The following is a 12,091-nucleotide window of genomic DNA, read 5'->3' as shown; positions in this document are numbered from 1 at the left end:
ATTCAAACTCCTTCTATACTTTTTTCCTATCCAAATACATACTATAGCTTTGAATATGGAACCCCTTCTTTCTTAAAAAGCGTATACTTAAATTCCGATCCACTTTATTATGAACAATAAGATGCAAAGGCTTATTTGGTATTTCATGATAATACCGTTTTAAATACGCATATGGTATACACATAATTCTAGAATTGTTATCACTGTCGCTCTCTGTATAATTTCGTACATCTACAATAACACTTTCAATTTTCCTTACTTGTTCTAACGAAATATATGCAACATTTAAAACGGGAATGTAACGTTTTACTAAACTTCCCAGCACCAATACTATTAGGGGTATAACTATATAGAACATATATGATTATCCTCTTTACTTTCAATAATAAGCAGATGATTTGCTCCTCCGCCTATTATTGAAATGCTATGCTTTCTTGATCCAGAACTTTAATTCACCATCTTCTTCCGTGTGTTTTAACACTTCATGACCGCCTGTTTGTGACCATGCTGGAATATCTTTAATCGCACCTTTATCTGTTACGTGTACTTCTAACACTTCTCCTGATTGTAATGCTTCCATTGCCTTCTTTGTTTTTACAATTGGCATTGGACACGCTAATCCTTTTACATCTAATACTTGCTTGGCATTCATTTCATATACCTCCTGTGTTTATTTCATTTGAAACCGAATTAATTATGAACAGCACAACGGTTTGGACCAATCTCCATTTCACGCTCTTCGTCTTCATTTGGATTTAATTGTCCCATATTTGTTTGACGAATTTCTTGATATGCATTCGGTTGAGGTGGTAAATTCTCTGTTACAACTTTACGGAACTCTCCCTCATCCTCAATATTTAAACCTGCATTATGCTCAAATAAATCTTTTAATTTTGCACTAACAATACCACTTTCGTCCATTTCACTTATTTTTGAATAATGAGCCGGTAACACAATTAAACTTTGAGATAGTTCTTTATATCGGCTATACAAAGTATTACGTAAATCACTTACCCAATCTTCAGCTTTCCCAGCAAGATCTGGACGCCCGATTGAATCTACAAATAAAATATCGCCTGATAATAAATAGGAATCATCTACAATAAATGACGTACTTCCAATCGTATGCCCTGGTGAGTATAATGCGTCAATTTCAATTTTAGTACCTCCCACCGTAATAACAGATCCTTCAACAAGCGGTTCGTATGAGAAAACAACTTCCTCCGCATCTTTTGGCGGTAACCAATACGTACCACCTACTTTTTCCGCTAACTTACGTCCTCCAGAAATATGGTCTGCATGTAAATGTGTATCCATTACATTCGTAATCGTAACAGCATGCTCTTTCGCAAATTCTTCATACGCTTCAACTGTTCTTACTGCATCAATAACTGCTGCTTCACCGTTTGAAACGACCATATAAGATAAACAGCCTTTTCCAAGACGGTTAAACTGATACATACTTCCGCCATTTTTTAAATCTCCAACTTTTACAGGCTTTACATATTCACTCCATGCCTTCATACCACCAGCTAAATAATAAATATTTTCTAATCCAGCCTCTGTTAATTGCTCTGCCACAAATATAGAAGACCCTTCTTTTGCGCATACTACTAAAACATCTTTATCTTTAGGTAATTCACTTACAATATGATCTACACCATCTAACAAATCAAAATACGGTTTATTTATAGATGAGATTTGTTTCCCTTCAATTTTCCAATCTTCATAATCCGTCTCATTACGAACATCTAAAATAAACAACTCTCCGAATAAAACTTTCTCTGCAACATCTTTTGCTTGTAATGATTTAACACTCATCTTTTTACCCCCTATGGTATATTTACATTTAAAAAAATTTAATTCTTTATATTCCCTTGCCACTCTAACATACCTGGAATGACATTTTTCACATTTTCATAACCTTTCTCTTTCAACATATGGCAAGCTACATCACTACGGTTACCAGTTCGGCAAACAACATAAATTTGTTTCGTCTGATCTAAAACTGCACTGTCTAACTCTCCTAACGGCACCGAAATGGCCGATGGAATATGACCAAAAGCGAATTCCGCTGCTTCTCGAACATCTAATACAATACACTCTTCATCGCTTAATAATATCTCTTCCAACTCCGTATTCGTAATTGTATGAGGATACTTTGCTACTTCGTTCAATTCATGCTCATGTGCTTTCCTAATGTAATGCATCAAAACATCGTCCTCTTGTTTCGTCCCGATATATTGATGCCCTACTTTATTTGCCCAGCTTTGTATATCTACTGTAGATCCTTTATCTGTTGCCTTAATTTCAATCACTTGTCCTGATGCCAATCCTTCTATCGCCTTCTTCGTTTTCACAATCGGCATCGGACAAGCTAACCCTTTACAATCTAAACTCATATCCACTTTTATACTCATAGTGATTCCTCCATAACTTATATACATATACCTGTAGGGGTATATTAAAATGTTTTTGAAAATCTGTCAACACTTACGTTTGACAGATTATCGGCTTTTTACAAGTAATTGAACAGCTTCTTTAATTAACTCTTCATTTGAACCATTACCACTTTCAAACTGTTCACGCAAGCATTGCTCTAAATTCGTTCCAACAACAAGTCCAATTGTACGATCAAGTGCAGAACGAGATGCCGTTAACTGTGTAATAACCTCTCGGCAATCTTTTCCTTCTTCCATCATACGAAGCACACCACGAACTTGCCCTTCAATACGTTTTAATCTATTTTTCATGTCTTGATTATATTCCATTGTATAATCACCTCATTACCATTATGTCACCATTTATAGCTTATGACAATATATTATACCCTGTGGGGTATTTTGTAAACCCCTATTTTAAACTTTTACCTTATACATTCACAAAATACAAAGCGAAACCTTCATCTATAGGCTTTCATCTTCCACCAAATTTTGAAGTGGAAGATGAAAAAATATCAATATACAATACGTTCTGGTAATACTGTTCCATACAATTTAAAACCACCATCTACATTCTTTACCTTATATCCTTTTTCCATTAACATGCGCGCTGCAACATATCCTCTCATACCGAGTTGACACGTAATATATATATCTTTATCCACTGGCACTTCATTCAAACGATCACGTAATTCATCTAACGGAATATTAACAGAGCCTTTAATCATTCCTTGTTTTAGTTCATTAGGCTCTCGAACATCAATAAGATATCCACCATTTTCAACAATATGATCTATTTCATGCCATTGGACTGTTTCCACAAAACCATCTACTATATTACTTGCTGCATACCCTACCATGTTTACAGGGTCTTTTGCAGAAGAATATGGCGGGGCATATGATAATTCTAAATCTGGCAAATCAAGTACAGTTAAATTTGCTTTTATTGCCGTTGCGATAACATCCATACGCTTATCTACACCGTCACGTCCTAGAGCCTGTGCTCCGTAAATTTTCCCACTATCTTTATTAAAAATTAATTTTATTAGCACTGGCGTAGCATTCGGGTAGTATCCCGCATGCGAATTTGCCTGTACATGCACTACCTCATAGGGTATATTTAATCGTTTTAATATTTTCTCATTTACTCCAGTCGAAGCAACTGTTAAATCAAAAACTTTAGCTACAGAAGTTCCGAGTGTACCTTTATATACAGAATCTGTATGACCATGAATAATATCTGCTAACATACGACCTTGACGATTAGCTGGCCACGCTAAAGGAATCATCGTTTCTATTTCTGTAACAAAATCTTTCACTTCTATCGCATCACCAATTGCATATATATGTGGGTCAGACGTTTGAAATTTCTCATTTACTTTTATCGTCCCTCTAACTCCTAATGCTAATCCTGCATCCTTCGCTAAACTACTCTCTGGTTGTACACCAATTGCTAAAATAATCATATCTGTCTCTATAATTGAGCCACTTTTTAAACGTACAACAGTCCCATTCTCTTCTAACGCATCTACACCATCTTCAAAAACGAGCTCAACATCGTGTTTTTGAAGATGCTCATGCACATATGCCGCCATTTCATAATCGATTGGTGGCATCACTTGATTTGCCATCTCTACAAGAGTAACCTCAATCCCACGTTCTCTTAAATTCTCAACCATTTCCACTCCAATAAATCCGCCACCAATCACCGTCGCATGACGTGGTTTCTGCTCATCAACGTATGCTTTAATACGATCTGTATCAGGTACATTCCGTAACGTAAACAACGCCTTCGCTTCTTCAATACCCGGGATAGATGGAACAATTGGTTTCGCCCCTGGTGAAAGAATTAACACATCATATTCCTCGCTATATGTTTCATTTGTCGTTACATTCTTTATCGTAATTGTTTTCTCTTCTTTATTAATCTTTACTACTTCACTCAATACACGTATATCTAAATTAAAACGCTTCGACATTCTTTCAACAGTTTGTACTAATAATTTTTGTCTTTCTGTAATGACACCGCCAATATAATATGGCAATCCACAGTTTGCGAATGAAATGTATTCACCGCGTTCAACCATAATAATTTCATCTTCCTCACTTAAACGACGAAGCCTTGCAGCTACTGATGCGCCGCCAGCAACTCCGCCTACTACAACTATTTTTCTGGACATATTTTAAACCTCCATAGTATTTAATTTTCTCAAACCCCACACAAAACTTATACCTGTATGGGTATATAATAAATTATAAAAAAGTTAATTTCAATCAATATGTCTTTCTTTCACAAATTTCAAACAAATAAAAAAGAACTTAGATATCTCCAAGTTCTTTTACGTATAGTTCTATAACTTTCTGTACGATTACATCTGCTGTATTTTCCTCCGGCGGCATCAATAAATTTGTAACCGGCCCATACACAACAGGACTTAATTCCACTTCATAACCACCATATGAAATTTCTTCCTTTGTCGGCAAGTAACCAATATATCCGTTCATATATCCACCAAAGAAAGCCAATTCATTTTGAAGATTCTCTTTCACTTCTAATGCCGTTTCCGAAAAAGGTTCCATCGGTATACCTGAAAACATACCATCATTCACTTGAAACAGTTGCACTTCTAAATCAATAGTTAAATGCCGAATACCTTGCTTATATTTCTCTAAAACGATAGTAAGCCATTCATCCGTGTTCACACCCCACTGCTTCTCAGCTAACCAAGCCATGCTTCGTATTTCATCAATTTCAGGGATATTCTTCAACTTCATTTGCACCATACTCGAAATCGTTCTTACATTTACAATTGGGCTATATGTAACTGTCGGTAACATCGTTAATACATGTCCACTAAGCGTATAAGCCATTTGTGTTAATGCTTCCTTAGAACCTCGATACTTCGCATTCACATTACCAGCAGCACCTTGAACAATAATAACAGGACAGTTTACGATCTTCTCAAGAATCTCTCTTGTCATCCCCGGATAGTCCGCTGATAATGCATCGCTATCACCTTTTAAAACATTCGGATGGGCCGTACAAAATACTATAATCCCAGATAACGCCTTCGTTTCAGCATCTTTTATTGCTAACATCCCAATTCTTTTATCTACAACGCCCTCTATATTTGTTCCCATCTTCGCTCTTCCATCAGATGTTCTCTCTCTTCGGTTGACCCCAATATCACCTGTCGTAACACCCCAGCCAACTTCACATCGCTTCAAGTTGTTATTCGCAGTAACAGCACCTTGCACCACATTATTTACTAAAATCGTTTTATACGACCTTACTAAAGGTTGCTCACCAACAGTTTCTGGACCAGAATCTGTATGTGTATAAACAACTGTTATTCGCTCAAATGGAACATGAAGCCTACTTGCTACTCGCTCACGAATCATATTCGTATCTTCTACTAACATTCCAATATTATCAATACTTATAAACACAGTTTTCATTTCATCTTTTTCAAATACAAAAACCGTCCCATAAATACGCTCTTCAACATTATTTATTCCTGTCTCTCTATGGTATCCAACAAAATCAATGCCAACAGGCGGCGTAATATCCACCTTGCATACCCCTATTTTGCTCATTTGAATCACTCCATTTCTCTATGTAACTCCCTTTTTTCAAGAATAGCATATTTGACCTTGTTCCAAATAAAAAAAGAACGAACATAGCATCCTATGTCCGTTCTTCCCCTCACACATACTTCCGATGCACCATCTTCCCATCATAAGAAAACACAACACCCTTACTCTCCACAATCGACTCCATATGCACCGTTCTTCCCCACAGCTGATGAAGATATGGTAATACCTTTTCTAAGTATTTTAAATCGAGCTCGATTCCTTCGTAACTATGCTTAATATACAATTCTCCGTTCTTTAAGTAGTCCCCGTCTTCTACTACTAAGTACGGGAAACCGCCATTTGTTCGCATATTTACGAGTTGATCACGTACATGTTCCCACTCTTTATCTATTACTTTATATTCTTTTCCTTGGCGCTGGAATAAGTACATATCTTCTCGCATAACAAGATCTTTATTTAAATAGTTTCTTAGGAACGATACATCCCATTCGATTTCGCGTACTTCAAAGATTTTGTCTCGACCAGATCCTGGTTTTACGCCGCGTCGTTTCATTTCTTCAGTAGGGTTATTGTAGCGCTCCTCTATATCTTCAAACATTTTAATACCGAGGTAGTATGGATTAATGCTTGTTTTTGATGGCTGAACGACGCCCGCATTTAATTTCGCAAATTCAATTGCTTCATCAGATGTTAAATCCATTTCGCGAAGTATGCGTTGATGCCAGAAGGATGCCCAGCCTTCGTTCATGATCTTCGTTTCAAGCTGCGGCCAGAAATATAGCATTTCCTCACGCATCATCGTTAATATGTCCCGCTGCCAATCTTCTAGCTCACGGCTATATTCTTCAATAAAGAGGAGTAAGTCTTTCTCTGGTTGTGGTGGGATTTTCTTCTTTTTACGAACATTGGAGCGTTCCCTCTTTTTATTGCGATCATCTAAATTCCATAAATCATCGTATTGCGATACCTTTTTCTTTTCTACTTCTTCCTCTTCTAAATCATCAATACTCCACGCAAGTTTTGGACGCATAAGCGACGGATCAATATGCTCTTGAATGGCAAGTACGGCATCTAAAAATGTTTCTACCTCTTCTTTTCCGTACTTATGCTCATATGCTTTCACCCGTTCAGCTGTCGCTGACATACTTTCTACCATATCTCGCTTCGTATTTGAAAAACGAATATTATTTTTAAAGAAGTCACAGTGCGCTAACACGTGCGCTACGATTAATTTATTTTGAATTAACGAGTTCGTATCTAATAAAAAGGCATAACATGGATCAGAGTTAATAACGAGTTCGTATATTTTACTAAGACCTAAATCATATTGTAATTTCATTCTGAAAAACTGTTTCCCAAAACTCCAATGTGAAAACCGCGTCGGCATCCCATATGCACCAAATGTATAAATAATTTCCGCTGGACATATTTCATAACGCATCGGATAAAAATCAAGCCCAAATCCAGTCGCAATTTCCGTAATTTCCGCAATTGCATATTGCAGTGCTTTATCGTCACTTGCTCTCATTATTTTCCCTCCTTACACTTTCCCTTAAGAAAGTGTATGATTGAGAACAAGCTTTCATGAGGATTGATTGCATAATAAAACAGCATTGTTCATTCATTTTATAAATAAACTTAATCTTCATTAAATACCATTTATTCACAGAACACTGGTATTTTAAATATCCTAAAGTTATACTATTAGGGTATCAAAATATTACACACCAAGGAGTTACAACATGAAGAAATGTTATATTTTATGTCTTGCTTGTTTCCTTCTTCTCTTAACAGCATGTGAAGGAAACACAAAAGAAACAACACAAAAAGCAAATGAACCAGAAAAACAAGAAGAAACAACACTAAATTCTTCTGAAGCTAAGCCAACTACAACTGCCGATACAGCAAAGCCCGAACCGAAAAAAGATGAAAGTATTAAACCTGGTATGTATAAGGTTGGTACAGATTTGCCTGCTGGTGAATACTTTCTTTTAGCCGAACAAGGGCAAAACGCTTATTTTGCAGTTCTAAAAGATAGTACTGGATCTTCTAACAACATTTTACAGAATGATAATTTTGCAACGTTTAGATTTCTTACTGTAGAAGATGGACAATATTTACAGCTAAAGCGTGCTAAAATGTTACCTGCAATTAAAGTAGAAAAAATCCCATTAGACGGTAAAGAACTAATTCCAGGCATGTACAGAGTAGGAATTGATGTTCCGGCTGGTGAGTATAAGTTGGTCCCAAATGATGGAGCAACAGGATACTACTCCCTACATGCAAATAGTACTGTAAATGGCTTAAAAAACATCATTAGCAATGATAACTTTAAAGAAGAGCGCTATTTAACGATTCAAGAAGGACAATATTTAAAATTAAACCGCGCTTCTCTATTGCTACCGAATTAATACATATTCCAATGAAATGTAAAAGAAGCATATTCCTAATTTTAGGAATGTGCTTCTTTTATAAACAGATATGAAATTAACCTTCAATAATCTCCATCTTCTCCGTAATCGGTGTACGAGCTTTTCCTTCTGGTGCTTTATCGAAATAGCCAAGGTGAAGAATTCCAACAATGCGTTGACCTCTAGTTAAACCAAGTCCTTCTATAAATAATGGATTGTAGTTTAATCCACCTGATTTCCAAACACAACCTAAACCGCGTTCCCAAGCAAGAAGTTGGAAGTTTTGCATAAATGCACATGTTGCAGCGTAATCTTCGTCACGTTGAATTTGACGTGGGTCTTCATTTATATATACAACGATTTGTGCTGGCGTGCTTAAGAAACGATCCGATAAAATTTTACCGCGTTTCGCTCTTTCTTCTTCTGTGAAAGAGTTTAATACTGCATCTACCAATTTCTTACGACCTTCTCCAATGTATAATTTACAATTCCATGGTTCACGATGTTTATGATTCGGTGCCCACGTTGCGTCGTTTAATAGTTCAATTAACAACTCTTTGTCTACTGCTTTATCTGTAAATGTACGAACAGAACGTCTTTCTTTAATCACATTTGCGATGGAAGTATATGTAGTCATATTTTTCTCTCCCTTATTTTTTATCTATATGTATACGTTTATTGTTGATATTGATTTTCAATTTCGATTATACCTTAGTTTTTTACTATTAATCAATGTTTTATGTTGGAAAACTTCCAAAAACTTCAGTTCATACTGTGAATAAAAAAACTTGATTTGTTCACAAGTATTTCACATTTTATGGAAATGATATGTGTACAGTTTTTCACATTATCCATCTAGGAGGAGTTTACATGTACAAAAAAATCGCAGTAAGTATGACTATGGCAGCATTATTATTCGGTACAACCGTCTTCCCCACTTTCGCTGCTACGCCAAAAGAAGTCACATTGCATCATCATAAACCAATTTCAGAAGAAGAAATGCAGTCGCTCGAAAAACTCGGCTATAACAAACATGAAATTTGGAAAGCTACCCACATTGCAAAAATGAGTAAAAAAGAAATTAAAGACGTTTTAGCTTACTATAAGCAAAATAATTCTTGGGAGAAAACAGCAGAGCATTTCGGGGTAGATCCAAGTAAGTTGAAAAAGCATCATATGAATAAAGAAACAAAAAAAGCACTACTGCAACAATTAGCAAATATGCAAAACTCTACACCAGACGGGCTAAAACAAAAAATGAAAGAATATAATATCGGATTACGTCAGCTCACGGTATTAACAATCATCTCTCAAAAAAGTAATACTCCCCTTGATGATGTGCTAAAAATGAAAAAAGACGGAATGGATATGAAACAAATTGCAGAAAAATTAAATGTAAAAAAAGAAGATATACGAGCAGAAATGATTAAATTAGTAAAGTCTATTAAGGAAAAGAAAACAAATTAATATGCCAAAAAGGAAGAGTTTTTCAATACTCTTCCTTTTCTTTATGAACTTTCAATTTTTAAGTATAAATTCCCGTCTTTCCCAAAAACTAACACAAGGAAATGATATATGTTAGGGGTGAGAAAATGTTCGGTTTATCATCTAAGAAATCCAAAAAAACTAATCCAAAAACACTTTGTTCTATTCCAGAATTTATACAAAGTATGACAGAATCTAGCGATTTTGTCTCTTATAACGTACTTGAAAATGAAACATTATGCTTGTTTTATTATAAATCTGTCGTGGAAGCACTTATTATTAAACAATTTATTTTAACTCCCCTAAAAAAGGAATCGGATCGAATCCAAAACATCTCTGATTTATGTAATATCGTCTCTATTGAAGATATTGTTACCTCCCCTTCTATTGATGATATTCGTGAGAAATTATTAGGTGGATATATTTTAATACGCTTAAAAAACAATTCGAATCCCGATCAATATGCTTTAATTCGTGCCGAAAGTACTGTTTTAGGAATACGATTAAATAACGATATCGATAATAAATACAAAGAAGGCTATGGCAAACCAACACCTACGCCAATGCCAAAAGCTTAAAAAACGAGGAAACACCTCGTTTTTTTCATTCACTTTTTTTCTTAACAAATTCTTTCAAGTGTATTTCTCCTTACTTATCACACACTATATATAACTCTCGGTAAGGAGGGTACACAGTGCAAACATATAACGACTATGATAAAGCTCTCTATTACACGTATTGCTGTAATTGGGATAAATTACTCGTTCTCATGGTTCAAACGAACGATCAATTATTTTCTAAGCGTATTGAGCATTTTTTACACGCTTATCAATACAGTAAAGAACTGCCAGAAGTTGATAAACAATTGCAGCTCCTATTTCAATATATTGACCACGCATCCCAAAAGTCACATATAGAAGAAGTAGAGCAAATTCAAATGTAAACTATAGCGCTATTCTCTTCTGGAGAATAGCGCTTTTTTTAAATGTTCATATCAATAAAAGTTTCCTCTTATAAAACTTTTATTGATAAACATATTTTTTCTTTCTTTTCTGTACCACTTCATACTATAATTTAGTATGTAACTATTATAAGAGAGGTATAAAATATGGGACGAGAAAAAAAGCAAGAATATGCTTTATTTACCGCGTGGGGAGCTTCTTTTATTGCTACACTAGGAAGTCTATACTTTTCCGAAATCATGAAATTTGAGCCTTGTGTCCTTTGTTGGTATCAACGTATTTTTATGTATCCATTCGTTTTATGGCTCGGTATCGCTGTAGTAAAAAAAGACTATCGCATCGCAAATTATTCTTTACCAATCGCAAGTATTGGTGCTTGTATTTCTTTATATCACTATGCAATTCAAAAGATCGCAGCATTTTCGGCTGCAGGGGCAGCTTGCGGCCGTATACCATGTACGGGAGAATACATAAACTGGTTCGGCTTTGTGACAATCCCGTTTTTAGCACTTATCGGCTTTATTACAATCGCTGTTTGTAGCTTTATTGTCATCAAAAACAAATAAGGAGATGAAAGAATGAAAAAAATGCTTATATTTGGCGGTATTATTATCGTCTTATTTGCGGCAATCTTTGCTGTAACACAAATGGAAAAGAAAAGCGCATCAACAGATGAAAAAGGTTACTACTCAAATAAAATTTCTCTTGAGGATCTCAATAAAAATATAGAAGATAAAAAAGAACAAACGATTTACTTTTATCAAACCTCTTGTGTTCATTGTCAAAAGGTCTCTCCTACTGTTGTACCTTTAGCAAAAGATTTAAATGTTGATATGAAAGTAATTGATATTGAAAATTTAAACGAGCCTTGGGATAAATACAATATCCAAGGAACACCAACAATTATTCATTTTAAAGATGGTAAAGAAGTAAGCCGTATTAGCGGCGAACAATCAAAAGAAAAGTTCAAAGAATGGTTTGAACAAACGAAAAAATAACGAGAAAAGGAAACTCCTTCTACACATGAAATGGACGTAAAATTCCAAACTAATGTATAAGGAGGGGGTTTTATGCCAGAAGTAAAATGTTCTGTTTCCAATTGCTCATTTTGGGGACAAGGTACATGCCCATCAACTTAAGAACGAAAACAAAATGAACTTTCGTTCAAACAAACTAAAAAACACGTAATGTACTT

The 12,091-nt window shown here is 35.3% G+C and carries 14 protein-coding genes and 1 pseudogene; 6 read left to right on the top strand and 9 right to left on the bottom strand.

Features of this window, described 5'->3' with window-relative positions:
• Positions 1–13: 13 nt before the first annotated feature.
• From PDQ33_RS29085 to spoVR, 8 genes are all read right to left on the bottom strand, one after another.
• Complete coding sequence (locus tag PDQ33_RS29085; RefSeq protein WP_000499413.1) at positions 14–358, bottom strand: hypothetical protein; 345 nt, start codon at positions 356–358, stop codon at positions 14–16.
• A 66-nt stretch (positions 359–424) separates the two neighbouring features.
• Positions 425–652 (bottom strand): sulfurtransferase TusA family protein, encoded by a 228-nt coding sequence (locus PDQ33_RS18805; protein WP_000992269.1) that lies wholly within the window; start codon positions 650–652, stop codon positions 425–427.
• Between the two features lie 38 nt (positions 653–690).
• Positions 691–1,821 carry an MBL fold metallo-hydrolase gene (locus PDQ33_RS18800; protein ID WP_000114199.1) on the bottom strand — a complete coding sequence of 377 codons (1,131 nt, stop codon included), beginning with the start codon at positions 1,819–1,821 and terminating at the stop codon, positions 691–693.
• A gap of 38 nt (positions 1,822–1,859) precedes the next feature.
• Entirely contained in the window at positions 1,860–2,420 is a 561-nt protein-coding gene (locus tag PDQ33_RS18795) for a sulfurtransferase TusA family protein (RefSeq protein WP_270756432.1), read from the bottom strand.
• Between the two features lie 87 nt (positions 2,421–2,507).
• Complete coding sequence (locus PDQ33_RS18790) at positions 2,508–2,771, bottom strand: metal-sensitive transcriptional regulator (RefSeq protein WP_000456206.1); 264 nt, start codon at positions 2,769–2,771, stop codon at positions 2,508–2,510.
• A gap of 185 nt (positions 2,772–2,956) precedes the next feature.
• A complete protein-coding gene (gene cdr / locus PDQ33_RS18785) occupies positions 2,957–4,621 on the bottom strand; it encodes a CoA-disulfide reductase (RefSeq protein WP_061185563.1) in 1,665 nt (554 codons plus the stop codon).
• 139 nt (positions 4,622–4,760) lie between these two features.
• Complete coding sequence (locus PDQ33_RS18780) at positions 4,761–6,038, bottom strand: neutral/alkaline non-lysosomal ceramidase N-terminal domain-containing protein (RefSeq protein ID WP_270756430.1); 1,278 nt, start codon at positions 6,036–6,038, stop codon at positions 4,761–4,763.
• Between the two features lie 109 nt (positions 6,039–6,147).
• A complete protein-coding gene (gene spoVR, locus PDQ33_RS18775) occupies positions 6,148–7,566 on the bottom strand; it encodes a stage V sporulation protein SpoVR (RefSeq protein ID WP_001202713.1) in 1,419 nt (472 codons plus the stop codon).
• Positions 7,567–7,780: 214 nt separating this feature from the next.
• Between spoVR and PDQ33_RS18770 the strand changes: the two genes are divergently transcribed.
• Positions 7,781–8,449, top strand: a complete 669-nt coding sequence (locus tag PDQ33_RS18770) for a hypothetical protein (protein ID WP_061131352.1) — start codon at positions 7,781–7,783, stop codon at positions 8,447–8,449.
• A gap of 76 nt (positions 8,450–8,525) precedes the next feature.
• On the opposite strand, the gene PDQ33_RS18765 is transcribed toward PDQ33_RS18770, so the two are convergent.
• The gene (locus PDQ33_RS18765) at positions 8,526–9,086 is read right to left on the bottom strand and encodes a nitroreductase family protein (RefSeq protein ID WP_000214808.1); all 561 of its coding nucleotides are present in this window, start codon (positions 9,084–9,086) and stop codon (positions 8,526–8,528) included.
• Between the two features lie 233 nt (positions 9,087–9,319).
• On the opposite strand from PDQ33_RS18765, the gene PDQ33_RS18760 reads away from it, so the two are divergent.
• The 5 genes and pseudogenes from PDQ33_RS18760 (at position 9,320) to PDQ33_RS18740 (ending at position 11,894) form a co-directional block, all read left to right on the top strand.
• Positions 9,320–9,916 (top strand): hypothetical protein, encoded by a 597-nt coding sequence (locus tag PDQ33_RS18760; RefSeq protein WP_142243832.1) that lies wholly within the window; start codon positions 9,320–9,322, stop codon positions 9,914–9,916.
• Positions 9,917–10,041: 125 nt separating this feature from the next.
• Positions 10,042–10,464, top strand: a pseudogene (locus tag PDQ33_RS18755) (spore germination protein); the annotation flags it as partial.
• A gap of 164 nt (positions 10,465–10,628) precedes the next feature.
• Positions 10,629–10,877, top strand: a complete 249-nt coding sequence (locus PDQ33_RS18750) for a YhdB family protein (RefSeq protein ID WP_001195458.1) — start codon at positions 10,629–10,631, stop codon at positions 10,875–10,877.
• 165 nt (positions 10,878–11,042) lie between these two features.
• On the top strand, positions 11,043–11,462 hold the full coding sequence (locus PDQ33_RS18745; RefSeq protein WP_270756429.1) for a disulfide formation protein C: 420 nt from the start codon (positions 11,043–11,045) through the stop codon (positions 11,460–11,462).
• Between the two features lie 12 nt (positions 11,463–11,474).
• Positions 11,475–11,894 (top strand): thioredoxin family protein, encoded by a 420-nt coding sequence (locus PDQ33_RS18740; protein ID WP_000738463.1) that lies wholly within the window; start codon positions 11,475–11,477, stop codon positions 11,892–11,894.
• Positions 11,895–12,091 lie beyond the last annotated feature (197 nt).

It is taken from the genome of Bacillus cereus group sp. Bc031, from assembly GCF_027716265.1.
GTDB classification, from domain to species: domain Bacteria; phylum Bacillota; class Bacilli; order Bacillales; family Bacillaceae_G; genus Bacillus_A; species Bacillus_A paranthracis.
The sequence above is the reverse complement of the archived record's forward strand: the minus strand, read 5'-3'. Positions and strand labels throughout refer to the sequence as shown.